Genomic DNA, 26,064 nt, shown 5'->3' with positions numbered 1-26,064 from the left:
ATTTCATGGCGGCTTTGCCGGCACTCAGTTTTCGGCGCGGCGCTCAGGGGTACGAACAGGCCCGCCGCACGACCGTCTGGAACGGCCTGCTGCCGGACCGTTTCCCGGACGTGATCGTGCAGGCTGTCACCGTCGATGATGTGGTCACCGCGGTCCGGTACGCGGCGGACAACGACCTCCGCATCGGGGTGTGTTCGGGCGGTCACAGCTGGGCGGCCAGCCATCTCCGCGACGGCGGGATGTTGTTGGACGTGAGCCGGCTGGACCACTGCGGCATCGACGCCGACCGCATGGTCGCGGTCGCCGGTCCCGGCAAGATCGGCAGTGAACTGGCCGGCGAGCTCGACAAACTGGACCTGTTCTTCCCCGCCGGCCACTGCGAGGGCATCTGTCTGGGAGGTTATCTGCTGCAGGGCGGCTACGGCTGGAACAGCCGGGTGCTCGGCCCCGCCTGCGAGAGCATCGTCGGGGTCGATGTCGTCACCGCCGACGGCGAGGTGCTGTACTGCGACGACGAGACGAACGCGGATCTGTTCTGGGCGGCACGCGGGTCGGGGCCCGGGTTCTTCGCGGTCGTGACGTCGTTTCATCTGCGGCTGCATCCGCGGCCGCCGGTGTGCGGCAGTTGTCTGTACATCTATCCCGCCGAGGCGATCGACGACGTCTACACCTGGGCGCTCACCAGCGGCCGAGACGTCGACGATCGCGTCGAGTTGCAGATCATCGCCTCCCGGGACCTGCCCGCGCTGGGGCTGAATCAACCCAGCATCGTGGTGGCCTCACCGGTCTTCGCGGAATCTGAGAGCGCCGCCGCGCAGGCGCTGGCGGTGCTGGGCGACTGCCCGGCCGTCGACCGGGCTATCATCAAAATCCCATATGCCACAACGGATCTCGCTGGATGGTACGGGGCGATCATGACCAACTACCCGACCGGCCACCGGTACGCCACCGACAACATGTGGACCTCGGCCTCCCCCGAGGCTCTGCTCCCGGGGATCCATCGGATCATCGAGACCCTGCCGCCGGCGCCGTCGCACTTCCTGATGTTCAACTGGAGCCCCACCAGCACTCGCGACAACCTGTTCTACGGTCTGGAAGCCGATTTCAATCTCGCGTTGTACGCGGTCTGGAATGATCCGGAAGATGATGAGCGCTTCAGTGCGTGGCCGGGGACCAACATGGCGGCACTGGCTCACCTCGCCATGGGGGTCGGTCTGGCCGATGAGAATCTCGGCCGGCGACCGGCACGGTTCGCCACCGACGCCAACATGGCCCGGCTCGACGGGATCCGTGCCCGTCGCGATCCCGCCGGCCGTTTCCACGGGTGGATGGGCCGGGTCTGACATCCGGAGCCGGGCGCTGTGAGCCGGCGCAGAGCACCCTTCCTGCGGTGGTCGTTCTGGCGGATGACGATGACCCAGCACCGGCTCACCACCACGGGCCAGATCGGTGACGGGCGGGAGGCGGCCGCCGCCGATTACGTCGAACGGCACGCCCGGCCGGGCGACATCGACGATGTGCTGGACATCATCGACGAGTACGCCTACCGGAAATCCTTCCTGGTCAACATCGGGGATGAGAAGGGGCTGCTGCTCGACGCCGCGGTTCGCCGGGCCGACCCGGAACTCGCTCTCGAACTGGGAACGTACTGCGGCTACGGCGCGTTGCGCATCGCCCGCGCGGCGCCCGCTGCGCGGGTGATCTCGGTGGAGCTGGCCGAGGCCAACGCGCAGGTGGCCCGCCGCATCTGGGCACACGCCGGCGTCTCCGACCGCATCAGCTGCGTGGTCGGCACCATCGACGACGGCGGACGCACCCTGGAGGCCCTGAACCGCGAGCACAAAGTGAGCGCGGCGGCGCTGGGTCTGGTGTTCCTCGACCACAACAAGGAGAGGTATCTGCCCGACCTGCGCACCATCATGGATCAGGGCTGGTTGCGCCCGGGGGCGGTCGTGGTCGCCGACAACGTGCGCCTTCCCGGCTCCCCGCGCTACCGCGCGTACATGCGTGAGCAACAGGGCATCACCTGGCGGACCACCGAACACAAGACGCACGGCGAATACGGCATCGAGCTGCCGGACCTGGTGCTGGAATCGGTGTATCTCGGCGGCTGACCCGGTACCCGTTCAGTTCGGCCCGTCAGTTCGGTACAGCCTCGAGCAACGAGAGGTGGATCGCCGTGGGAATGATTCGCGGTGGTGTGAAACCACTACCGGTCAGCAGGTCGGTGAACTCCGGTGCGGTGCGTTCCCGTCCTCCGGCGAAGACCAGCATGTCGAGGTCCAGCAGCTTGCCGAAGTGCGGCCTGTTTCCCGGCGGGATCACCGTCTCCGCCAGCAGCAGTCGGGCGTTCGGGCTCATCGACTCCCGTACCGTGGCGAGGATGGCGGCCGCCTGCCGGTCGTCCCAGTCGTGCACCACGTGTTTGAGCAGGTAGATGTCCCCGCCTTCGGGCACCGCCTCGAAGAAGGAACCGGTCTCGATCGTGGCGCGGTCGGCCACTCCCGCGGACTCGAAGACCCGCTGCGCGTGATCCTTCAACGACGACTGCTCGAACAGTACCCCGCGGGCCTGCGGCGCCGCATTCAGCACGGCGGCGAGCAATTGCCCGGCACCACCGCCCACATCGACGATCGTCTCCGCGTCGGTGAAGTCGTACGCGGCGAGAACGGGCGGAACCGCCATCGCGGTCACGCAGGTCATCGCGTCGTTGAACACGGCGGCGGCGTCAGGGTCCTGCTCAAGGCAGTCGAAAAGACCTGCGCCATACGTTGACTCGACGCTCGTGCGGCCCGTCCGGACCACATCGGGCAGACGGGCGAAATGCTCGGTGTAGAACGGATGACTGATCATCATCAGCAGCGGCCGGATCGACACCGGCGCATCGCTGCGCAATGCGTGCGACATCGGCGTCATCTCGAACCTGCCGTCCCGGCGCTCCCGGAAGATCTGGTGGCTGGCCAGCACCCGCAACAGCCTGCGCACGGCGTGAGCGTCGGCGTCGATGCGCTCGGCGATCCGCTCGACGCTCAACGGCCCGTCGTCGAACACGTCCGCGATGGCCAGCCGCGCCGCGGCCTGCACGGCATGGCTCACCGCATAGCCCATCGCCAGGTCGAGCACCCCGGCGAACGGGGGCGCCATGCGGGCCCGGACCCGCTGCAGCCCGGTGCGTACCGTCTCCACCGCGCGGACCAGCGCCGGGGGCGGAATCGTCGGACTGTGCGTGGTGGTCGTGCGGGCAAAGGTGTGTCGGCTCACCATGTGATCCCCCCGATTCCCCGGGCTCCCCCGGTCGAGCACCCCCGAAACGGTGCGACTCTGCCGAGCCTAGAGTCCACCCCGTGATGATCAAAAGGGGTTGTCGGAATTTGCGTCGGATCGGTTCAGGGCGTCAAGCCGGGATTGCTGGGCGCGGCCCGCCCGGTCGCACCTGCGCAGCTGGACGTCGTTTTCGCCGCCGGCTGGCGGAAGCCGCCCGTTCACCGCGCACGGGGATGCGCGCCGGCCCAGACTTCGCGCAACGCGTGCACGGTGACCATGGTGTAGATCTGGGTGGTTGTCACCGAGGCATGTCCGAGCAGTTCCTGCACCACCCGCACGTCCGCGCCGCCGTCGAGCAGATGGGTGGCGAACGAATGCCGCAGGGTGTGCGGTGACACCCCGGCCTTGATGCCGGCGCGTTCGGCGGCATCCTGCAGCACCTGCCACGCGCTCTGGCGTGACAACCGCCCACCGCGGGCGTTGAGGAATATCGCCGGGGTGCCGCGGCCGCGGCGGACGAGTTCCGGCCGTCCCCGCACCAGATAGGCGTCCAGCGCGCTGACCGCGGGCCGGCCGATCGGCACCAGGCGCTGCTTTCCGCCCTTACCGCGCAGCAGCACCGACCGCGCCACGGTGTCCACATCGTCGATGTCGAGGCCCACCGCCTCGGAGATCCGGGCGCCGGTCGAGTAGAGCAGCTCCAGCAGCGCCCGGTTGCGCAGTGTCAGCGGACCGTCGGACTCCGAGTCGCCACCGGCGCCGGCGAGCAGTGCCAGCACCTCGTCCACGGTCAGGCTCTTGGGCAACCGCCGGCTCGGTGTCGGGGGCTTCACCGACCGGGCGACGTCGAGTTCGGTGACGCCCTCCGCGGCGGCGAACCGGTGCAGACCCCGCACCGCGATCAGCGCCCGGGCCGCCGACACCGCCGACAGCCCGGCCGCCCCGGTGTCCGGATCACCGCGGCGCAAGGCCACCAGGAAGTCGGCGACATCTGACTCGTGCACCTTGGCCAGATCGTCGATCCCCCGAGCGAGCAGATGTTCCGCGTAGCGGCGCAGATCCCGCCGGTAGGAACTCAGGGTGTTGGCGGCGACGCCGCGTTCGATGGACAGGTGGTCCAGGTAGCCCTGGATCTGATCGTCGAGCACCCGGTGCGGGTGGGGCGGCTCGTCCGATCGCGGCACCTGCTCGGAGGTGGTCACCGGTGGGCCTTCCGGGCGGCGAAGTCGGTGGGCCGGTCCGGCCACGGCGCGTCGACCGATCGCAGTTCGGCGGTCGGTCCCGGGTGGGCACCGGCGTGCGCGTGCGCCGCCAGCAGGCCCGCCACCGCGATGGAGTTGACGATCTCACCGGCGAGCACCATGCGCACCGCCTCGGCCAGCGGGAACCACCGCAGCGTCAGATCGGCTTCCTCATGGTGTGCATCGGGCCGCGGCACCTCCGTCAGCCCGGTGGCCAGATACACCCGCACGCACTCATCGCTGAACCCGGGGCTCGAGACCAGATCCACCAGCACCCGCCAGTCTCGCGCCGCCAACCCGGCCTCCTCCTCGAGTTCGCGGGCGGCGGTGAGGTGCGGCGGTTCGCCGGGCTCATCGAGCAGACCGGCGGGCAGTTCCCACAGCCGCCGGCGCACCGGGTGGCGGTACTGGTGCACGAGCGCCACGTTGCGGTCCGCGTCCATGGCGACGATCGCTACCGCACCGAAATGCTCGACAACCTCCCGAGGTGCGGTGCCCCCACCGGGCATCCGGACCTCGTCGACACGGAGCGCGAGAATGCTGCCGACATAACGGGTTTCACTGTCAACAATGTCGTATTGATGCGTACCGCGCTCAGCCACGGTGCACGGGCTCTTGCAGCAACGGACCGACCCCGGCATCGGCCACCTCCGGGCCGGCCGCATCCGGCTCGTGCTCCGCACCGTTGGCGCGGTGGTGTTCCGGAATCTCCACCGGAAGCCGTTCCGCGGCCTTGAATTCCAGCGCGGCGCCGACGAACGCGGTGAACAACGGATGTGGCCGGGTGGGCCGGCTCTTCAGTTCCGGATGGGCCTGGGTGCCGACCAGGAACGGGTGGATCTCCCGCGGGTATTCGACGAACTCCACCAGGTGGCCGTCCGGGCTGGTACCGGAGAACCGCAGTCCGCTCTTTGCGATGCGCTCCCGGTAGGCGTTGTTCACCTCATAGCGATGCCGGTGCCGCTCGGACACCTCGGTCGCCTGATATGCCTCCGCGACAATCGATCCCGGCTCGAGCACGGCCGGGTAGGCGCCCAACCGCATGGTGCCGCCCAGATCGGCCGCCCCGGTGACCGCATCGAGTTGATCGGCCATCGTCGAGATCACCGGTTCGGGGGTGTCCGGGTCGAACTCGGTCGAGTTGGCTTGGGTCAGACCGACCGAACGGGCCGCTTCGATCACGATGCACTGCAACCCCAGACACAGCCCCAGCACCGGGAGGCCACGTTTGCGCGCATACCGGACGGCGCCGATCTTGCCCTCGATCCCCCGGATCCCGAACCCGCCCGGGATCAGGACGCCGTGCACGTCCTCGAGCGCGGCCTTCACCCCACTGTCGGAGTCGCAGTCGTCGGAGGCCACCCAGCGCATCTCCACCCGAGCGTGGTGTGCGAAACCACCGGCACGCAACGCCTCCGCCACCGACAGGTAGGCATCGGACAGGTCGATGTACTTGCCCACCAACGCGATTCGCACCGTCTCGCGCGGATCATGCACACGGCTGAGCAGATCGTTCCACTGCGTCCAGTCCACGTCGCGGAAGGGCAGATTGAGTCTGCGCACCACGAACGCGTCGAGTTCCTCGCGGTGCAGGACCTTGGGGATGTCGTAGATCGACGGTGCGTCGGGGGTGGAGATCACACCGTCGACATCGACGTCGCACATCAGCGCGATCTTGTTCTTCAGGCTGTCGGGCACATCCCGGTCGCAGCGCAGGATCAACGCGTCGGGGGTGATACCGATGCTGCGCAGGGCCGCCACCGAGTGCTGGGTGGGTTTGGTCTTCAGCTCACCGGACGGGGCCAGGTACGGCACCAGTGACACGTGCAGGAAGAAGCAGTTCTCCCGGCCCACCTCGTGGCGGACCTGCCGTGCGGCCTCCAGGAACGGCAGCGACTCGATGTCGCCCACCGTGCCACCGATCTCGGTGATGATCACGTCCGGCCGGTTGCCGTCGGCGTCCGGTTCGGCCATCGCCATGATCCGCCGCTTGATCTCGTCGGTGATGTGCGGGATGACCTGCACCGTGTCGCCGAGATACTCCCCGCGGCGCTCCTTGGCGATCACCGTCGAATAGACCTGACCGGTCGTCACATTCGCCGACCCGGGCAGGTCGCGGTCCAGGAACCGCTCGTAGTGCCCGATGTCGAGATCGGTTTCGGCGCCGTCCTCGGTGACGAACACCTCACCGTGCTGGAACGGGTTCATGGTCCCGGGGTCGACGTTCAGATAGGGGTCGAGCTTCTGCATGGTCACATACAGACCCCGCGCGGTCAGCAACTGACCGAGGCTGGCGCCGGTGAGCCCCTTGCCCAGCGAGGAGACCACGCCGCCACTGACGAAGAGGTGCTTTGTGGTGGTGAGCGGGTGCTTGCGAAACGATGGCAAGAGCAACCTCCGTGACGACGGGCAGGTCTTACTTTTCAAGGCCTGGACGGGTGTGGTTGGCCTAGCTTGGGGCCTGCCGACCCACGGAACCCCACCTTAACACCGTCTGGAACAGTGCGGCGCTGACGCGCCGAGCGGCACCCGGCTCCGACCCGCCCGGCACGCCCGCCCCGGGCGGGTCGGGAGAGCGTCAGGAGGGCACCGGTCGGTTCACCGGGGGATTCACTGGGGGATTCACTGGGGAACCGTCACCGAGGTGGCTCCCCGGCCGGTGCCGTACTGGCCGGGCCGGGAGCCGTCGATCAGTTGCCGCAGCGCCAGCACGCTGGTGATCCGCCCGGCTTCGGAGTCGATGTCGTCGACCGTGCTCACGGCGTCGGAGAGGGCCGCGTCGGCCCTGGTCACCGCCACTGCCGCGACACCGGACGCGGACCCGTCCCGTCCGGTGAGCACGGTGCCCGATCCGTGGGGAGACAACCCGGCGGCGAACCGCGCCACGGTGGCGCCCCGGTTGCCGGCGTCCTCGCCGAGCGGTCCGCCGGTGACGATCAGCGCGGTGTCGGCGGCTTCGACCGGGCCGCTGTACCTGATGAACCCCGTGTCGCGCAGCGCGACCAGCACCGTCTCCCGGTCGGCGGCGGCGACCGGGGGCACCGCCGGGTCGCGGGGAATCAACAGCGAGATGCCCAGCAGGTCGCCGGCCTGGGAGCCCTGATCCACCGACCGGGTGCTGAGCTGCCGCCCCGCCGGCAGGATCGGGGAGTTCACCACCGACAGTAGTTTCTCCGCCGAGTTGGCGTCGACGAACTCCTCGGTCAGCTCGATGGTGCCGGTGACCGTGCCGCCCGCCTGCCCGAGCACCCGGGTGAGGCCGTCGAGGTCGGCGTCCGCGGCGTCCGGGGTGCGGAACAGCACCACGGATTTGCCCGCGAGGGTGTCGCGCAGGATTCGGTGTGCCATCTGGGCATCGAATTCCCCTGCCGCACGGAGTTTCTCGTTGAGCGCGTTACGTTCGTCGGTCAGCGAGTCGATCTCGTTCTGCAGCTCCGCCTTGTCCGACCGCAGCCCGGACAGCACCGTGTTGGACAGCAGGCCGGAGCCCAACGCCACCCCGAGGGCCAGCGCCAGGAACACCGCTGCGAGAGAGATCGCGTGCGCGCGTAGGGATATCACGGGCGGCTAGCTCACCAGGCCCTGGACCCAGAGCGAGAACCGGTTCCAGTAGTCGATGACCCAGTCGACGACGACGGTGTCGACGCGGGCCACCCACAACGCGACGATGACCGCGATGAGCATCGCCAGCACCAGCAGGGCGATCGCGCCGGCGGAGACCCGGCTGCGGTACAGCGTGGCCACCGCCTTGGCATCGACCAGCTTCTCCCCCACCTTGAGCCGGGTCAGGAACGTCGAGGGGTTGCTCTGCTGACGCGAGCGGTCGAAGAACTCCTCGATGGTGGCGGTGTGACCGCAGGTGACGATCAGCGAGGCGCCGTGGTGATCGCACAAGAGCAAGGCCAGGTCGGCGGCCGAGCCGGCGGCGGGGAACGTCATCGCACCCACGCCGAGGTCCTGGATGCGCTCCAGACCCGCGGCGTGCCCGTCGGCGTCGGCGGGCAGGATCACCTGAGCCCCGCTGCGCAGCACCTCGGCGCTCATCTTGTCCGGGTCGCCGACGATCAACGCCGGCCGGTATCCGGCCTTGCGCAGGATGTCGGCGCCGGTGCCCACCCCGACCAGGACCGGCTGATACTCCTTGATGAACGGTTTGAGCGCCTTGAGGTCGTCGGCGGCGCCCGGTTCCTCGGCGACCACCACCACGTGCCGCCGGTGCAGGTCGACGTCGATGTCCGGAATGCCGATGCCGTCGATCAGCAGCGGGCTCTCGCTGCGGATGAACTCGATGGTGTTGCCGGCGAACGCCTCGAGGTGGGCCACCAGACCGCTCTTGGCCTCGTGCATCAACTCGTGGATGTCATGGTCGGTGCGCTCCACACCGAGCGCCAGCCGCCGGTCCCCGGAGTAGATCCCGCCGTTGTGCAGCCGGATCTTCGCCCCGTCCTTGACCTTCTTGAACACCTCGGGGCCGGTCTCGTCGATCAGGGCGATGCCGTTGGCGACCAGCACCTCCGGGCCCAGATTGGGGTACCGGCCGGAGATCGACGGCGACGCGTTCACCACCCCGGCCACATTGGCCTCCACCAGCGCGTCGGCGGTGATCCGATCGAGGTCGAGCGCGTCGATGACGACGATGTCGCCGGGGGCCACCCGCCGCAGGAGCCGGTTGATGTCGCGGTCCACCCGGGCGGTACCGGTGATCCCCGGGCGTGCGGCGGCGTTACGGGACAGCAGCGCAGTCATCCTCATGCGGCGATTGTTTACGCTAACCCTCAAGTTGAGGTGGAGGCGCGCCGTAACACCTGCCCCAGAAGTTTCTCCAGCCCCAGCCGTCACAGCCTGGCGGGCTATCCGCCCAGCGCGGCGGTCGCCGGTCCGAGATCGAGGAACACCGTCTCCCCGTTGGCGTCGTCCAGACCGTCATTGTCGGTCACCACATAGAGCCGCCCGTTGCCGGCGACGGTGAGCCCCTCGACCTTCTCCTGGGTGAACCCGTTGGTGGCCCGCAGATCCGGCAACAGATCCCGCGCCGGCGTCTTCGCCAGCACCGGCGGAGCCTCGGCCGCGGTGCGCACCCCGGGCCCGGCCGGGATCGCCACCCGGTAGACGGCCTTCATCCGGGCGTCCGGGCCGTTGAGTTTGTCGCGTTCGAGCACGAGCAGGTTCCCGTCGTGCACCGCGATCTCGGACAGACCGATCCAATCGCCCTCGGCGTCGGTGCGCTCCAGGGGGTAGCCGAACCACTCCCAGACGTCCTGACCGCCTCCGCCGGCCCGGTACCGGCCGATGCGTACCACACCCGGCGGATCGCCGGTCAGTTCCCGCTGCACCGCCACCCACACGTCGTCGCCGTCCAGCGCGACACCCTCCAACCCCTGACCGCCGAGTCCGGCGGCGATGTCGTCGGGGAGCGCGACCCGCCGTTCGATGCCGCCGTCGGCGCCGACGAACACCACCTCGTTGTCGAGTCCCGGTTCATCGGGGTCGCCCTCCACCGCGAGCACGAAGCCGCCGTCGGGCCGGGCGGCGACACCCTCGACGTCGAGGGTCACCGGATCTCCGTCGGCGGTCACCACCAACTCGCTGTCGATCACCGCCGGGCTGCGGGACACGTCCACCCCGAGCAGCCGGGCCGGGCCGTAGGCGATGTCGGTGGCGGTGTACAGCCGGTTCTCGTCGGCCGGGTCGGCGGACAGCGCGCCCAGGGCGCCCCAGCCGATCGGCACGTCGGCGAGGTCCCCGGAGACGATCGACGGGAACGGCGGCGTTCCGCCGGCCGCGGCGTGCTGTCCGCCGTAGCCGTAGACGCTGATCGAGGCGCGCACCCGGGCGTCGGCGTCGTCGGTCTCCGAGGAGATCACCAGCAGGTCACGCGCCGGGATCGCCAGGACGCCCTCCGGGCCGGGTGTGGTGGGCAGCAGCTGCCGGAACTGTGGTGCGGTGACGTCGGTGACGTCGTAGACCGCGACGAAGTTGCTCCGCTCGGAGGCCACCAGGACGGTGGGCCGGCCGGCCAGCTCGGTGACGGTCAGACCCTCGGGTTCCGGGCCCTTGGCCTCCGCCCGGCTCTCGATGTGCAGCCCGGCGCGGACGGCGAGTTGGGCGAACGAGTTCCCGGCGTCCCACACCAGCTCGCCGGAGTTCGCGTCGAAGATCGACCAGCCCCGGGTGCCGCCCTTCCAGTCGCCCTCGTTGGCGGTGGCCAGATGGTCGTCGCCGATCCAGCCGATGGCATCGGGTTCGCGCGGGGTGTCGCCGATCGACCCGCTCTGATCGATGACGCCGTCCTCGGTGGTGTCGATGCCGGCGACCGATTGCGTTCCGGCGCTGAAGATCCCGGTGACCTCACCGGTGACACCGTCGATGACCGCGAAGCCGTTGTTCTCCTGCAGGCTCACCGCGACCTGCCCGCGGGAGTTGATGTCGACGTATTCGGGTTCGAGGTCTTCGGGGGTGTCCAGTCCGGCGGCGCGGGCAGCCTCGACGTCGAAGTCGACCCGCCGCACCCGCCAGTCGGCCGGCTCCCCGGTGAGATCGATCAGCGCGACGAACCCGGTGGGCGGCTGCGGCAGATCGCCCTCCTGCCCGCCGGGCGGGGTGAACTCCTCGTCGCGCTGGTTCTCGATGGCGACCGCGGCCAATGTCCCGTCCGGGCTCACCGCGACGGAGTCTGGCTGACCGCCGAGGTCGATGCTGTGCACCCGGATGCGGTCGGCCAGCCGCACCACGTCGACCCGGCCGGACGGATCGGCGAAGTCACCGCCGGTGGTGTCGACCACCACCAGCACGTACTCGTCCACGGCCGCCACCGAGGTGGGCTGATCGTCGGCGCTGCCTGGTCCGGTCGAGGGCCCCGAGTCGGTCGGGGGCCCCAGGTCGGTCAGGGACAGAGTGCCCACACCGACCGGTGCGGCCGGATCGCGGATGTCGAGGAAGCCGATGCGCTTGGCCGCCGCATCGGTGTAGACGACCGTGCCGCCGTCCGGGGTGACGGTCGAGATCTCCGCGACCGTCTCGGTGTCGGCGGCTTCGCCGTCGGGGCGGTTCAGATACACCGGGAAGGTGGCCAGCCGGTGATAGCGCTGATCCGGCGGCGGCACCCACTCGATCGTCGACGTGGCCCGAACCCGGTCGGCGCCGTCGCCGTCGGGGCGCGGGTGATCGTCGGCGGTGGAACAGGCGGTCAGCGCCATGGTGACGGCCCCGGCCACGGCCAGCCCCGTGCGGCTCAGCCTGAAGATCTGCACGCAGTCCCCTCTGCAGGTGTCCGATCCGGTCGCCAGATCCTGACCTCGTCAGGTGACCGGCGGGCGACCGTCGGGTGAACTCAGACCGAAACCTCGGCCCGTTCCCGCTGAGCGGCCTCCAGCAGTTCGCGGGCGTGCGCCCGGCCGCTGTCGGTCTCGCCGAGACCGGCGAGCATGCGGGCCAGTTCGGCGACGCGGCCCTCCTCGTCGAGCCGCTGCACCCGGCTGGCTCCCCGGTTGTCGGCGTCCCGCCCCCCGCTGTCGACGACCAGATGGATGTCGGCGTAGGCGGCCACCTGTGGCAGGTGGGTGACGACGATGACCTGGTGGGTGCGGGCCAGCCGGGCCAGCCGCCGGCCGATCTGCACCGCGGCGCGGCCGCCCACTCCGGCGTCGACCTCGTCGAACACCATCGTGGTGCCTTCGGCGGAGGCGGCCAGCACCACCTCCAGCGCCAGCATCACCCGCGACAGTTCACCCCCGGAGGCGCTCTTGGCCAGCGGCAGCACATCGGTGCCGCGGTGTGCGGTGAATCCGAACTCCACCCCGTCCACACCGTGCCGGCCGGCGTGCACGGTCTGACCGTCCGGCATCGTCAACGGCGCGGTGTCATCGGGACGTGCGGTCAGCGGGCCCACCGTGACGGTGAACTCCGCGTCGGCCATGGCCAGACCCGCCAACTCGGCGGTCACCGCCTTCGCCAGCCGGCCGGCGGCCCGGGTCCGCGCCTTGGTGAGGTCCATCGCCGCCGAGACCACCTGGGCCTGCAGCTCGTCGACGCGCCGCTCCAGCTCACCCAGCGCTTCCTCGGACACGTCGAGCTGCGCCAGCCGGTCGCGGGCCTGCTGCGCCCACTGCAGCACACCGTCGATGTCGGCGGCGTACTTGCGGGTCAGGGTGCGCAACTCGCTCTGCCGGGCGAGGCTGGTCTCCAGCGTGCTGGCGTCGGTGGGCAGCCCCTCCAGGTAGCCGCCGAGTTCGTCGGCGACATCACCGATCAGCAGCAGCGCTTCGTCCAGCCGGGCGCCCAGGGCGCGCAGGGCGGTGTCGTCGGTCGACTCCAACGCGGCCTTGGCCTGGCCGACCTGGTCGAGCGCCGAGGTGGCGTCGACCGCCGCGTCGTCGTCGAGCGCGCCGGACAACCGGGCGCGGGCGGTACGGGCCGCCTCCCGCAACGCGTCGAGTTCGGACAGCCGGCGGATGTTCTCGGCGAGCGCGTCGTCCTCCCCGGGCTGGGGTGCCACCGCGTCGATCTCGTTGAGCGCGAAGGTCAACCGGTCGGCCTCCTGGGCCAGTTCACGGGCGCGTTCCCGGCGGTCCGCCAGATCGCGTCGGGCGTCCAGCCACTGCTGATGCAGCAGTTGGTAGCGCTGCAGCCGACCGCCGAGGTCGGCGAACCGGTCCAACGCGGCGCGTTGTTCGTCCGGTCGCATCAACCGCAGCTGATCGTTCTGGCCGTGCACGGTGAGCAGTTCACCGGTGAAGTTGCCCAGCGACTTCGCCGGGACGCTGCGGCCGCCGAGGTAGGCCCGTGACGGTCCGTCCCGGCTGACCGTGCGCGCGGCGATGACGGTGCCGTCCTCATCGCGTTCGGCTCCCGAGGCCGCGAGGATGTCATCGACGCGGGCAGCTGCCTCGTCGAGCAGTTCGGCGGTGCTGAACCGGCCCTCGACGACGGCACGCTGTGCGCCGGACCGCACCCGGGTGGGATCGGCCCGGCCGCCGCCGAGCAGATGCAGTCCGGTGACCACCATCGTCTTCCCGGTGCCGGTCTCACCGGTCAGCACCGTCAGCCCACGGTCGAACTCCGCGGTGGCACTGCTGATCGCCCCCAGTGACTCGATGCGGATTTCCGATAGCACCGTGCGCTACTGCCCCCGCCATCCCGTGACCGGCAGCCGGAACTTGCGCACCAGCCGGTCGGCGAACGGCGCGCTGTACAGCCGCACCCATTTCACCGGGGTGGCCGAGCGGGTCACCTCGACCCGGCCCCCGGCCGGTACCACCATCTTGCGGCGGCCGTCGCAGAACACCACCGCGTCATGGCCGTTGGCCTCCACCTCGACGGCGATCGTGGATTCCGGGCTGGTCACCATCGGGCGGGCGAACAGCGCGTGGGCGTTGTTGGGCACCACCAGGATGACCTCGAGATCCGGCCACACCACCGGCCCGCCCGCCGAGAACGCGTAGGCGGTGGAACCCGTCGGGGTGGACACCAGCACTCCGTCGCAGCCGAAGGAGGACACCGGCCGCCCGTCGACCTCGAGCAGCGCGCCGAGCACTCCGAGCCGGGGTCCCTTCTCCAGGCTCGCCTCGTTCAGCGCCCACCCGCGGTTGACGACCCGGCCGTCGACCCGCACGGCGATGTCGAGGGTCATCCGGTGTTCGATCCGGTAATCGCGGGCCACCACCCGCTCCAGCACGTGATCGATCGAGTCGGCTTCCGCTTCGGCGAGGAAGCCGATCCGGCCGAGGTTGACGCCCAGCACCGGGATGTCGACGTTGCGCGCCAGTTCGGCGGCCCGCAGGAAGGTCCCGTCGCCGCCCAGCACGATGACCACCTCGCAGCCCTCGGCGGCGCGCTCCTCGGCGTCGACCACGTCGACCTCGTCGCCGAGGTCGGGCATCCCGTCGGAGTCGTGGCCCATCGAACCGCGGTCGACTGCCGCGGCCGACAACATCCGCAGACCGATTCCGTTGTCCCCCAGGATCTTCTCGACCCGACGGGCGACCTCGGTGACCTCGTCGCGGCCGGGGTTCACCACCAGCAGGATGTTGCGTTCGCGGTTCACTGTGGTCCCTCCGTGACGGCCCGGTCTACCGCCGCGTCCAACGCGGCACCGGTCAGCGCCCCGTCGCGGTCGCGCCGCAGATGCAGGAAGTACTCGACGTTGCCGGCCGGCCCGGGCAGCGGGCTGGCCACCACCCCGACGGTGGACCAGCCGAGATCCGCGGCGCGGTGGGCCACCGACAGCACCGCCGTGACCCGCAGCCCCGGATCGGAGACCACGCCGCCCGCGCCCACCCGGTCCTTGCCGACCTCGAACTGTGGTTTCACCATGGGCACCATATCGGCATCGGCGGTGGCGCAGCGGGTGAGCGCCGGCAGCACCGTGGTCAACGAGATGAACGACAGATCCGCCACGATCAGCTCGGCAGGCCCGCCGATCGCGTCCGGGGTCAGGTCCCGCACATTGGTGCGTTCCAGCACCGTCACCCGCGGATCGGTGCGCAGCGACCAGGCCAGCTGCCCGTACCCGACGTCCACGGCGACCACCTCCCGGGCGCCGCGGTCCAACAGCACCTCGGTGAATCCGCCGGTGGAGGCGCCGGCGTCCAGGCAGCGCCGGCCTTCGACGCCGACGTCGAAGGCGTCCAGCGCGCCGATCAGCTTGTGCGCCCCGCGCGACACCCACTCGCGCTCGTCCGCGCCGGTCACCGTCAGGTGGGCGGTGACCGCGACCGCGGTGGCGGGCTTACGCGCCGGGATCCCGTCGACACACACCCGGCCGGCGCTGATCAGCTCGGCGGCCTGCTGCCGGGACCGGGCCAGCCCCCGTCGCACCAACTCGGCGTCAACACGTGCGCGCCGCGTCACCTGCGTTCACCCCTTCTCCACCGATTCCAGCGCGCGGACCAACAGGTCGTGCGCCTGCTCCAGCCGGGCCGCGATGAAGTCGATCTGATCGTCGGCGAGGTCTGAGAAATCGGCGCCCGCGGAGTCCGGGTCCGGCACATCGGCCAGCAACTCGGAGATCTGGGCACGGATCTGCTCGGGATCGGTGGTCATAGCGATGTTCACGCTAGTCGATGCGGAACGGCGACAACGCCCACCGGTGCAGCGCCGCGCGGGCGGCGTCGTCGGCGCCGATGATCGGCAGCCCGGCGGTGTCCCCGGTGGTGACCAGGTCGGCGGTCCAGACCGCGTGCGCGACCGCGCGCACCACCGACAGCGGATCACCCGGATCCGCCCCGGTCGAGGTGACCCGGATGGTGCCGCCGTCGTTCAGATCGACCCGCCACGCCGGGTGCGGCGCCACCCGCAACTCCTCGGCCGGGGTGTGCAGGGACCGCAGATCCGCTGCGATGAGATCCGGGCGTTCGCCCGGGACCGCCCAGATCGCGTCGGCGGCGTCGTTGACTCCGGTGAGCACCAGCAGGCTGGGCAACCCGGCGTTGTTCGCTCCGGCGATGTCGGTGTCCAACCGGTCACCGACCACCAGGGGCCGTTCGAATGATCCGCGGCTCAGGGCATCGAGCATCAGGGTCGCCTGGGGTTTTCCGGCCACCTCGGGTTCCCGGTCGGTGGCCGCCCGCAGGGCGGCGATCATGGCGCCGTTGCCGGGCAGCAGACCTCGTTCCGACGGCAGTGTCCGGTCGGCATTGGTGGCGACCCACCACGCGCCGGCCCGGATGGCCAGTGCCGCCTCGGCCAGTTCCGGCCAGCCGGTCTGCTGCGAGATACCCTGCACCACCGCCACCGGTCGATCGGCGAACTGCCGGACGGGTTCGAGTCCGACGGCCCTGACCTCCTCGGCCAGCGCCTCGGTGCCGAGCACCAGCACCGGTGCGCCGGCGGGCAGTGTGGTCGCCAGCAGCCGCGCGGCGCTCTGCGCGCTGGTGACCACGTCCTCGGCGGCGGCGGCGAAACCCAGCGACCGCAGATGCTCCGCCACCTCGCCGGGCGCCCGGGACGCGTTGTTGGTCACATACAGGGTGCGGGCCGCCACGGTGCGCAGCGACTCAACCGCCCCGGGGGTCGGCTCGTGTCCCCTGAACACCGTGCCGTCCAAGTCGAGCAGCAGGCAGTCATGGTGTTGTGCGACGGAATTCACGTCAGCTGAGCTCCGTCACCCGGTCCTCGGCGTCGGTGGCGCCCGCCACATCGGCGGCCGCCGCGTGCAAAAACCACTGCAGCGCCTCGTCGCGGCGGCCCAGTTTCAGCAAGGTGTCCGCGTAGGCGTAGAACAACCGCGCAGCGGTCGTGCCGGTGCGTTTCGGATCGAGCGGCGGGCTGGCCAGCACCGCCAGCGCCTGCTCATGCTGCCCGAGGTCGGAGCGGGCGCCGGCGACCACGATCCGCAACTCATCGGCATCGTCACCGGTCAGTTCGGCCGCCTCCGGGCTGCGGGCCAGTTCGATCGCCCGTTCCGGGCGGCCCACTCCCCGTTCGCAATCGGCGATCAGGGGCAGCAGCGGGGACTTGCTGCCCATCCGCCGCGCGGCGCGGAACTCCGACAGCGCCTGCGCCCAGTCCCCACAGTGGTACGCGGCGATACCCACGGCCTCCCGCACCGCTGCGATGCGACCGGACCGGGCCCGGGCGGCGCGGGCATGGGCGAGCGCGGTTTCGGGATCCTCGTCGAGCAGTTCACCGGCGGCGACCAGCCGGCGCGCCACCGCGTCCGCGGTCACCCGGTCCAGGGTGGCCAACTCCCGGCGGATCTCCGGCGCAAGTTGGCGTGCCTCAACATGTTCCGGTATCGGCGGCCATTGCGGCTGCCCGTCCCGGTCACGCGCGCCGTCCTTCCGCGCGTCCTTCCCGGCGCTTCGAGGATCCTGATCCGTCCGCCGCCCGTCGGGACGCCGGCGATCGGGACGCCGGTCGTCCGCGCGTCTGGGCCGTCCGCCGTCCGCCCGTCCCGGCTGGGTGCCCGATGGGGTGCGTGGTCCCCGGTGCGGCCCGGCGGACCGGGGAGCCGAACCGTGCGGCCGCGAACGACCGGCGTCCGGGCTGCCATTCGACCGCCGATCGTGGTTGCCGCCTTGCCTGTCGACCACGTCACCCTTCTTCTTTTCAGTCGGTGTCTCCGACGCCGTACCAGCAGGATACGCGGTGCGTCCGTAACGCCACAATTTCCGAGGAACACCGACGAATCGCCGATCATTCCGTCGGAAATACCGCGATCATCCACACGAAAGAAGACCGAAAAATAGAATTACCCCCCACGCGATTGTGGGGGGTAATTCTGTGTGTGTTCGGCGGTGTCCTACTTTTCCGCCCGTTCGGGGCAGTATCATCGGCGCTGGCAGGCTTAGCTTCCGGGTTCGGAATGGGACCGGGCGTTTCCCTGCCGCTATGGACCGCCGTAACTCTATTCAGCCGTCGCTCTATTCATAAGTCGTCGGTGCCCCTTGGTTTGTTTTTGGTGGTGGGGTGTGATGGTTCGATGTGTTTGTGGGTGTGGTTGCGAGTTGTGGTGTGTTGTAAGTTTTCGGCCGGTTAGTGCCAGTTCCCTACGCCCATTACTGGGTGTGCAGGTCTGGCCTATCAATCCCGTGTTCTGCGGGGGGCCTTATCCCTCCTAGAGGGTGAGAAGCCTGGTCTTGGAAAAGGTTTCCCGCTTAGATGCTTTCAGCGGTTATCCTGTCCGAACGTGGCTATCCAGCGGTGCCCCTGGCGGGACAACTGGTGCACCAGAGGTTCGTCCGTCCCGGTCCTCTCGTACTAGGGACAGGCTTCCTCAAGCTTCTGACGCGCGCGGCGGATAGAGACCGAACTGTCTCACGACGTTCTAAACCCAGCTCGCGTGCCGCTTTAATGGGCGAACAGCCCAACCCTTGGGACCTACTCCAGCCCCAGGATGCGACGAGCCGACATCGAGGTGCCAAACCATCCCGTCGATATGGACTCTTGGGGAAGATCAGCCTGTTATCCCCGGGGTACCTTTTATCCGTTGAGCGACACCCCTTCCACTCAGAGGTGCCGGATCACTAGTCCCGACTTTCGTCCCTGCTTGACATGTTCGTCTCGCAGTCAAGCTCCCTTGTGCACTTACACTCAACACCTGATTGCCATCCAGGCTGAGGGAACCTTTGGGCGCCTCCGTTACCTTTTAGGAGGCAACCGCCCCAGTTAAACTACCCGCCAGGCACTGTCCCTGAACCCGATTCAGGGTTCGAGGTTAGAGGCCCAATACGGCCAGAGTGGTATTTCAACGACGACTCCACCCGAACTGGCGTCCGAGCTTCACAGTCTCCCACCTATCCTACACAAGCCGCACCGAGCACCAATACCAAGTTGTAGTAAAGGTCCCGGGGTCTTTTCGTCCTGCCGCGCGTAACGAGCATCTTTACTCGTAGTGCAATTTCGCCGAGTCTATGGTTGAGACAGCTGAGAAGTCGTTACGCCATTCGTGCAGGTCGGAACTTACCCGACAAGGAATTTCGCTACCTTAGGATGGTTATAGTTACCACCGCCGTTTACTGGGGCTTAAATTCTCCGCTTCACCCCCCGAAAGGGGTTAACGGGTCCTCTTAACCTTCCAGCACCGGGCAGGCGTCAGTCCGTATACATCGTCTTGCGACTTCGCACGGACCTGTGTTTTTAGTAAACAGTCGCTTCTCACTGGTTTGTGCCACCCCCAACCGCTCCCACCGCAAAGGTGTTCACCGTCGGAGGTCCCCCTTCTCCCGAAGTTACGGGGGCATTTTGCCGAGTTCCTTAACCATAGTTCACTCGTACGCCTCGGTATTCTCTACCTGACCACCTGTGTCGGTTTGGGGTACGGGCCGTGTGTGTGCTCGCTAGAGGCTTTTCTCGGCAGCATAGGATCACCGAATTCGCCTCACTCGGCTATGCATCACCTCTCAGGATTCACGCCAGACGGATTTGCCTATCTGACTCCCTACAGGCTTGCCCCAGTATCACCACTGACTGGTACGGCTACCTTCCTGCGTCACCCCATCGCTTGACTACTACCACCGAAGGTCCCGCGCAGCCCCCCACCGCCATCACCCGAAGGATCCGGTCAGCGAGGTTTTGGGCGGTTAGTACCGGTGATTCGTCAGGGGCGCCCACACACGGGTACGGGAATATCAACCCGTTGTCCATCGACTACGCCTGTCGGCCTCGCCTTAGGTCCCGACTCACCCTGGGCGGACTGGCCTGGCCCAGGAACCCTTGGTCTTCCGGCGGGCAAGGTTCTCACTTGCCTTATCGCTACTCATGCCTGCATTCTCACTCCCACACCCTCCACCACGAGGTCACCCTGTGGCTTCACCGGATGCAGGACGCTCCCCTACCCAACCACACCCACAACGGGCACGGCTGCCGCGGCTTCGGCGGTGTGCTTGAGCCCCGCTACATTATCGGCGCACAATCACTTGACCAGTGAGCTATTACGCACTCTTTCAAGGGTGGCTGCTTCTAAGCCAACCTCCTGGTTGTCTTCGCGACTGCACATCCTTTTCCACTTAGCACACACTTCGGGGCCTTAGCCGGCGATCTGGGCTGTTTCCCTCTCGACGCACGGAGCTTATCCCCCGCCGTCTCACTGCCGCACTACACCTTGCCGGCATTCGGAGTTTGGCTGACGTCAGTAACCTGTGAGGGCCCATCGGCCATCCAGTAGCTCTACCTCCAGCAAGAACAATGCGACGCTGCACCTAAATGCATTTCGGGGAGAACCAGCTATCACGGAGTTTGATTGGCCTTTCACCCCTACCCACAGCTCATCCCCTCAGTCTTCAACCTAAGTGGGTTCGGGCCTCCACGCGGTCTTACCCGCGCTTCACCCTGGCCATGGGTAGATCACCCCGCTTCGGGTCCACAACACGCCACTACACCAACCCCTACGGATTGGATACGCCCTATTCAGACTCGCTTTCGCTACGGCTCCCCCACCACGGGTTAACCTCGCGACATGTCAGTGACTCGCAGGCTCATTCTTCAAAAGGCACGCCATCACCCCACACCCGACAAGGGCAGAGGCTCTGACGGATTGTCAGCGCACGGTTTCAGGTACTCTTTCACTCCCCTCCCGGGGTACTTTTCACCATTCCCTCACGGTACTCATCCGCTATCGGTCACTGGGAAGTATTCAGGCTTACCGGGTGGTCCCGGCAGATTCACAGCGGATTCCACGGGCCCGCTGCTACTCGGGAAACGATCCAAGGTAGGTGCCGGGTTTTCGCGTACCGGGCTCTCACCGTCTACGGCAGACCATCCCAGGCCACTTCCGCTAACCACAACACTTGATCACTACCCTCCGGGCAGGTAGACCCGGACGAACCGCTCCCACAACCCCGCACACACAACCCCTACCCGGTATCACATGCATGCGGTTTAGCCTCATCCGCGTTCGCTCGCCACTACTAACGGAATCACGGTTGTTTTCTCTTCCTGCGGGTACTGAGATGTTTCACTTCCCCGCGTTCCCCCCCAACGCCTATACATTCAGCGCTGGGTGACGCGACATCACTCGCGCCGGGTTTCCCCATTCGGAAATCCTCGGATCCACGCTCGGTTGACAGCTCCCCGAGGCATATCGCAGCCTCCCACGTCCTTCATCGGCTCCCAGTGCCAAGGCATCCACCATGCGCCCTAACACACTTACAACACCATGAGCACAAAACAAAGAAATTGCACATCCCACACACAAACCCGAAACCCCCACAAACCAGGGGCACCAGGCTCGCGCGTGCTAGATGCTCGCAACCACTATCCACAAATCAAACACCACACCCCACCACCAAAGACGGGGCGACAACACAGGCGTGTTGCCTCAAAGCCCAATAGTGTGTCCGGTGATCCCGCCACCCCCAAAAAACACCCGTTTCACAGGGATGAACACGTTTGTTGCGCACCCAGCCGGCGCCACTACAGCAACCGACTCCACACGGCACACACCCCCACCAACCGGGGATGTTTCTCGTGGTGCTCCTTAGAAAGGAGGTGATCCAGCCGCACCTTCCGGTACGGCTACCTTGTTACGACTTCGTCCCAATCGCCGATCCCACCTTCGACGGCTCCCTCCCCAGACGGGGTTAGGCCACCGGCTTCGGGTGTTACCGACTTTCATGACGTGACGGGCGGTGTGTACAAGGCCCGGGAACGTATTCACCGCAGCGTTGCTGATCTGCGATTACTAGCGACTCCGACTTCACGGGGTCGAGTTGCAGACCCCGATCCGAACTGAGACCGGCTTTGCAGGGATTCGCTCCACCTCACGGCTTCGCAGCCCTTTGTACCGGCCATTGTAGCATGTGTGAAGCCCTGGACATAAGGGGCATGATGACTTGACGTCATCCCCACCTTCCTCCGAGTTGACCCCGGCAGTCTCTCACGAGTCCCCGGCATTACCCGCTGGCAACATGAGACAAGGGTTGCGCTCGTTGCGGGACTTAACCCAACATCTCACGACACGAGCTGACGACAGCCATGCACCACCTGCACACAGGCCACAAGGGAACCGACATCTCTGCCGGCGTCCTGTGCATGTCAAACCCAGGTAAGGTTCTTCGCGTTGCATCGAATTAATCCACATGCTCCGCCGCTTGTGCGGGCCCCCGTCAATTCCTTTGAGTTTTAGCCTTGCGGCCGTACTCCCCAGGCGGGGTACTTAATGCGTTAGCTACGGCACGGATCCTCAGGAAAGAACCCACACCTAGTACCCACCGTTTACGGCGTGGACTACCAGGGTATCTAATCCTGTTCGCTCCCCACGCTTTCGCTCCTCAGCGTCAGTTACTGCCCAGAGACCCGCCTTCGCCACCGGTGTTCCTCCTGATATCTGCGCATTCCACCGCTACACCAGGAATTCCAGTCTCCCCTGCAGTACTCTAGTCTGCCCGTATCGCCCGCACGCCCACAGTTAAGCTGTGAGTTTTCACGGACAACGCGACAAACCACCTACGAGCTCTTTACGCCCAGTAATTCCGGACAACGCTCGGACCCTACGTATTACCGCGGCTGCTGGCACGTAGTTGGCCGGTCCTTCTTCTGTGCCTACCGTCACTTCCGCTTCGTCGGCACTGAAAGAGGTTTACAACCCGAAGGCCGTCATCCCTCACGCGGCGTCGCTGCATCAGGCTTGCGCCCATTGTGCAATATTCCCCACTGCTGCCTCCCGTAGGAGTCTGGGCCGTATCTCAGTCCCAGTGTGGCCGGTCACCCTCTCAGGCCGGCTACCCGTCGTCGCCTTGGTAGGCCATCACCCCACCAACAAGCTGATAGGCCGCGGGCTCATCCCACACCGCTACAAACGCTTTCCCCCACCAGGCCATGCGACCAGCAGGGTGTATTCGGTATTAGACCCAGTTTCCCAGGCTTATCCCAAAGTGCAGGGCAGATCACCCACGTGTTACTCACCCGTTCGCCACTCGAGCACCCCCGAAGGGGCCTTTCCGTTCGACTTGCATGTGTTAAGCACGCCGCCAGCGTTCGTCCTGAGCCAGGATCAAACTCTCCAAACAAAAACTGTCCAGAAAATCACTGGCAAAACAAACCACACCCCCAAACGGGAAAAACAGGGTGCGGCAAAAACAAAAACAACAAACAAAAACCACCAAACACACTATTGAGTTCTCAAACAACACACCCGCCCAGCCGCGCACTCATCCGCGGCGTTTCGCCGCTGACTCGAATCGCGGACGGTTCGGCACCCACCGAAGTGGGGCCTTACCTCTGGAGGGCCGTCGCGCTCTGCGGTTCGCACCGTGTCGCAACGACGATGGATAAGTTACGTGAGTGGAAACTCAGAGTCAAATCGCCTGATAGACGCTGCGTTTCGGCTGCTCACGTCCATCGCTGCCACTCATCCAACGCGGCGGACGCCGGCGATATTCCGCTTGCCCCGGCGCAGCACCAGCCACCGGCCGTGCAGATAGTCCGACGGCTCGGGAACCCAGTCCTCGGCCTCGATGCGCCGGTTGTTCACATAGGCGCCACCCTCGGCGACGGTGCGGCGGGCCGCGCCCCGGCTCTGCACCAGGCCGCTGGCCACCAACAGGTCGACGATGGAATCCGGTGCGCCCGGCTCCAGATCGGCGACCGAGGCCTCCTGCAGCGCCGCCGCCAGCGTCGGTTCGTCCAGGCGGTCCAACTCGCCCCGCCCGAACAACGCCCTGCTGGCGTGTTCGGCGGATTCGGTGGCCTGCTGACCGTGCACCAAGGTGGTCAGCTCCCGGGCCAGCCTGCGCTGCGCGGCCCGCTCGTGCGGCCGCTGCTCGGTGGCCTCCTGCAGCTCGGCCAGCTCCTCGGCGGACAGGAACGTGAACCACCTCAGGTACCGGATCACGTCCGCATCGGCGGTGTTGATGAAGTACTGGTACCAGGTGTAGGGCGAGGTCATGTCCGGATCGAGCCAGAGGTTCCCGCCACCGGTGGACTTGCCGAACTTGGTGCCGTCGGCCGCCGTCACCAGCGGCACCGTCAACCCGTGCACGGTCGCCGACAGCTTCTGGCGCACCAGCCGGACACCGGCGACGATGTTGCCCCACTGATCGGACCCGCCGATCTGCAGCCGGCAGCCGTACCGCTGGTAGAGCTCCACATAGTCGTTGGCCTGCAACAGCATGTAGCTGAACTCGGTGTAGGAGATGCCCTCGCCCTCGAGCCGGCGCCGGACGGTGTCGCGGTCGAGCATCACGTTGACCGAGAAGTGCTTACCGATGTCGCGCAGGAACTCGATCGCGGTCAGCCCGCCCGTCCAGGTCAGGTTGTTCTCCACGATCGCACCGGTGGGCCCGTCGGTGAACTCGACGAACCGCTCCAGCTGTCCCTTGATCCGGTCGGCCCAGTCGGCGACGACATCGGCGGACTGCAGGGTGCGCTCCCCGGTGTCCCGCGGGTCGCCGATCAGCCCGGTGGCGCCGCCGGCCAACACGATCGGCCGGTGCCCCGCCCGCTGGAACCGGCGCAGCGTCAGCAGCGGCACCAGGTGCCCGGCATGCAGGCTCGGCGCGGTCGGGTCGAACCCCGCGTAGACGGTGACCGGTCCGGCCGCCAGTTCGGCGCGCAGCGCATCCCGGTCGGTGGACTGGGCGATCAGCCCGCGCCAGTCCAGCTCGTCGAGGATGCCGGTCCGTGAGGTTGTCGTCTCCGCAGCAGTCACGATGTCAATCTTGGCGTATCAGTCGCTGTCACCGGGCGCCGGTGCCCGTGGACTGCGCCGGTACGACGACACCTCGGGCCGGTCGGCCACCCAGAACCGCCAGGGCCGGTCCGCGGCCTTGCTCACCCCGACCCGGGGACCGCTCACCGGCGCGGGCGGCGACGCGGCCAGCCGCAGCCGCACCGGCGCCGCCGGATCGAACAGGTCGAGGCCGTTGTCGTCCATGGTGATCCCCAGGGCCGCGCAGAGGTTGCCCGGTCCCCGCGCCCACCCCGCGGGTTTGATCGCCGGCCCGCGGCGCTCGGCGGCGACCCCGGCTCCGGATTCGACGACCGCCGCCCGCAGCAGCACCGCAGCGGCCACCCCGTCCTCGGCGCACGCCACATTGGCGCACACGTGGATGCCGTGGCTGCGGTAGGTGTAGAGCCGGCCGGCCGGACCGAACATCACCGCGTTGCGGCCGTTGCGGCCGCGGTAGGAGTGTGCCGCCGCGTCCGGCCACGGACCGTCGGGCGGGCCGCCGTACGCTTCGACCTCCACGATCGTGGCGGTGACACCGCGGCCGACGAGGACCGCGCCGAGCAACCGGTGGGCGGCCGTCACCGGATCGACCGCGAGGACGTCAGCGTCACCGCAGCCACCACCGCCACCCCGGGCATCGCCGGCATTCACGCCGCCGATTGTGCCCGGCGGCCCGGCGCCGGCCGACCGGAGGCTAACCGGACCGGCCCGACCCCCGCTCGAGCATGCGCTGGTGCTCGGCGTCATCGGTGACGGTGCGGGCCTCGTCGACCAACAGCACCGGGATGCCGTCCTCGATCGGATAGGCCCGCCGCAGCCTCGGGTTGTACAGCCATTCCCCGTCGATCAACAGCAGGGGTCCGCGGTCCTGCGGGCAGACCAGGATGTCGAGCAGCTTCTCGTCGAGCACGGTGCTCACGGCCCCACCGGCTGCTGGATGCTGCCACCGGGGGCGATGAAGATGCCGGTCTGGTCGGGATTGGTGGGATCCGGCGGCACGCCCGGCGGCAACTGGTTGATGCCGATCGTGAACGGATTCGGCCCGGTCTGCGCGTTGGCCGCCTGCGCCTGCCGCTTGCGCTGATAGGCGACGGTGTCCTTCAACGCGTCGATCAGCGGCTTCTGATTCGGCCGGTAGCGCAGCGCGTCCTCGATCGCGGCGATGTTCGCTCGTGACGGTGGAAAGCCCAACGCCCGCAACTTCATCGAGTCGTGCACCAGGTTGGACACCTGACCGCCGCCGCGACCGGTCGCGTACTGGGCGTAGACGTCGTCGAGCACATCGGCGTGCGCGGGACCCGCCGCCGCGGCCATCAGAACGCCGACCGTCAGCGCGGAGCCGACCGCGACACGGCACCAGGCCCACCCGCGGTGAAAGGGTATGAATCCTCCCATTGCGCTCCTTCGGTTTGCGGCTGCCGCCAGCGGGAGCCTAACAATCGTGACATCGAC

General features: G+C 67.8%; 19 protein-coding genes and 3 rRNA genes. 2 read left to right on the top strand and 20 right to left on the bottom strand.

The window, feature by feature from the left end; genetic code table 11:
• Window positions 1-5: 5 nt before the first annotated feature.
• Both CKW28_RS10670 and CKW28_RS10665 read left to right on the top strand, forming a co-directional pair.
• Window positions 6-1,343 (top strand): FAD-binding oxidoreductase, encoded by a 1,338-nt coding sequence (locus tag CKW28_RS10670; protein WP_040548090.1) that lies wholly within the window; start codon window positions 6-8, stop codon window positions 1,341-1,343.
• 63 nt (window positions 1,344-1,406) lie between these two features.
• Window positions 1,407-2,114: an O-methyltransferase gene (locus CKW28_RS10665; protein ID WP_050812074.1), complete on the top strand. Its 708-nt coding sequence runs from the start codon at window positions 1,407-1,409 to the stop codon at window positions 2,112-2,114.
• Window positions 2,115-2,139: 25 nt separating this feature from the next.
• Here the strand turns inward: CKW28_RS10665 and CKW28_RS10660 are convergent, their stop codons facing one another.
• From CKW28_RS10660 to CKW28_RS10565, 20 genes are all read right to left on the bottom strand, one after another.
• Window positions 2,140-3,264: a methyltransferase gene (locus CKW28_RS10660; protein ID WP_003927416.1), complete on the bottom strand. Its 1,125-nt coding sequence runs from the start codon at window positions 3,262-3,264 to the stop codon at window positions 2,140-2,142.
• Between the two features lie 218 nt (window positions 3,265-3,482).
• Window positions 3,483-4,466, bottom strand: a complete 984-nt coding sequence (gene xerD / locus CKW28_RS10655; RefSeq protein WP_003927417.1) for a site-specific tyrosine recombinase XerD — start codon at window positions 4,464-4,466, stop codon at window positions 3,483-3,485.
• Window positions 4,463-5,146 carry an NUDIX domain-containing protein gene (locus CKW28_RS10650; RefSeq protein WP_050812075.1) on the bottom strand — a complete coding sequence of 228 codons (684 nt, stop codon included), beginning with the start codon at window positions 5,144-5,146 and terminating at the stop codon, window positions 4,463-4,465. Before CKW28_RS10650 ends, xerD begins: the two co-directional genes overlap by 4 nt.
• A complete protein-coding gene (gene pyrG / locus CKW28_RS10645) occupies window positions 5,100-6,893 on the bottom strand; it encodes a CTP synthase (protein ID WP_040548097.1) in 1,794 nt (597 codons plus the stop codon). Before pyrG ends, CKW28_RS10650 begins: the two co-directional genes overlap by 47 nt.
• 234 nt (window positions 6,894-7,127) lie before the next feature.
• Window positions 7,128-8,066: a copper transporter gene (locus CKW28_RS10640; RefSeq protein WP_040548100.1), complete on the bottom strand. Its 939-nt coding sequence runs from the start codon at window positions 8,064-8,066 to the stop codon at window positions 7,128-7,130.
• A gap of 6 nt (window positions 8,067-8,072) precedes the next feature.
• The gene (gene steA / locus CKW28_RS10635) at window positions 8,073-9,257 is read right to left on the bottom strand and encodes a putative cytokinetic ring protein SteA (protein WP_003927421.1); all 1,185 of its coding nucleotides are present in this window, start codon (window positions 9,255-9,257) and stop codon (window positions 8,073-8,075) included.
• A 98-nt stretch (window positions 9,258-9,355) separates the two neighbouring features.
• On the bottom strand, window positions 9,356-11,701 hold the full coding sequence (locus CKW28_RS10630) for an esterase-like activity of phytase family protein (protein WP_050812076.1): 2,346 nt from the start codon (window positions 11,699-11,701) through the stop codon (window positions 9,356-9,358).
• 134 nt (window positions 11,702-11,835) lie between these two features.
• Window positions 11,836-13,617 carry a DNA repair protein RecN gene (gene recN / locus CKW28_RS10625; RefSeq protein WP_003927423.1) on the bottom strand — a complete coding sequence of 594 codons (1,782 nt, stop codon included), beginning with the start codon at window positions 13,615-13,617 and terminating at the stop codon, window positions 11,836-11,838.
• 6 nt (window positions 13,618-13,623) lie between these two features.
• On the bottom strand, window positions 13,624-14,547 hold the full coding sequence (locus CKW28_RS10620; protein WP_003927424.1) for an NAD kinase: 924 nt from the start codon (window positions 14,545-14,547) through the stop codon (window positions 13,624-13,626).
• Complete coding sequence (locus CKW28_RS10615) at window positions 14,544-15,353, bottom strand: TlyA family RNA methyltransferase (RefSeq protein WP_003927425.1); 810 nt, start codon at window positions 15,351-15,353, stop codon at window positions 14,544-14,546. Before CKW28_RS10615 ends, CKW28_RS10620 begins: the two co-directional genes overlap by 4 nt.
• A gap of 6 nt (window positions 15,354-15,359) precedes the next feature.
• Complete coding sequence (locus CKW28_RS10610; RefSeq protein WP_003927426.1) at window positions 15,360-15,545, bottom strand: hypothetical protein; 186 nt, start codon at window positions 15,543-15,545, stop codon at window positions 15,360-15,362.
• Between the two features lie 13 nt (window positions 15,546-15,558).
• A complete protein-coding gene (locus tag CKW28_RS10605) occupies window positions 15,559-16,590 on the bottom strand; it encodes an HAD-IIA family hydrolase (RefSeq protein ID WP_003927427.1) in 1,032 nt (343 codons plus the stop codon).
• A 1-nt stretch (window position 16,591) separates the two neighbouring features.
• Window positions 16,592-17,536, bottom strand: coding sequence for a tetratricopeptide repeat protein (locus tag CKW28_RS10600; RefSeq protein ID WP_081475584.1), 945 nt, complete (start codon window positions 17,534-17,536; stop codon window positions 16,592-16,594).
• A gap of 196 nt (window positions 17,537-17,732) precedes the next feature.
• Window positions 17,733-17,847 (bottom strand): 5S ribosomal RNA (gene rrf / locus CKW28_RS10595).
• A 111-nt stretch (window positions 17,848-17,958) separates the two neighbouring features.
• Window positions 17,959-21,095: ribosomal RNA gene (locus CKW28_RS10590) — 23S ribosomal RNA — on the bottom strand.
• A gap of 329 nt (window positions 21,096-21,424) precedes the next feature.
• Window positions 21,425-22,951: ribosomal RNA gene (locus CKW28_RS10585) — 16S ribosomal RNA — on the bottom strand.
• Together the 16S, 23S and 5S rRNA genes form the textbook arrangement of a ribosomal RNA operon.
• Window positions 22,952-23,292: 341 nt before the next feature.
• Complete coding sequence (gene tyrS / locus CKW28_RS10580; protein WP_003923781.1) at window positions 23,293-24,591, bottom strand: tyrosine--tRNA ligase; 1,299 nt, start codon at window positions 24,589-24,591, stop codon at window positions 23,293-23,295.
• Between the two features lie 18 nt (window positions 24,592-24,609).
• Window positions 24,610-25,263, bottom strand: coding sequence for a DNA-3-methyladenine glycosylase (locus CKW28_RS10575; RefSeq protein ID WP_003923782.1), 654 nt, complete (start codon window positions 25,261-25,263; stop codon window positions 24,610-24,612).
• Window positions 25,264-25,306: 43 nt separating this feature from the next.
• Window positions 25,307-25,522 carry a Trm112 family protein gene (locus CKW28_RS10570; protein ID WP_040546016.1) on the bottom strand — a complete coding sequence of 72 codons (216 nt, stop codon included), beginning with the start codon at window positions 25,520-25,522 and terminating at the stop codon, window positions 25,307-25,309.
• Window positions 25,523-25,527: 5 nt separating this feature from the next.
• Window positions 25,528-26,007 (bottom strand): hypothetical protein, encoded by a 480-nt coding sequence (locus CKW28_RS10565; RefSeq protein ID WP_003923784.1) that lies wholly within the window; start codon window positions 26,005-26,007, stop codon window positions 25,528-25,530.
• Between the last annotated feature and the right edge of the window lie 57 nt (window positions 26,008-26,064).

This window comes from Mycolicibacterium thermoresistibile (assembly GCF_900187065.1).
GTDB classification, from domain to species: domain Bacteria; phylum Actinomycetota; class Actinomycetes; order Mycobacteriales; family Mycobacteriaceae; genus Mycobacterium; species Mycobacterium thermoresistibile.
This window is presented reverse-complemented; position numbering and strand designations above follow the sequence as displayed.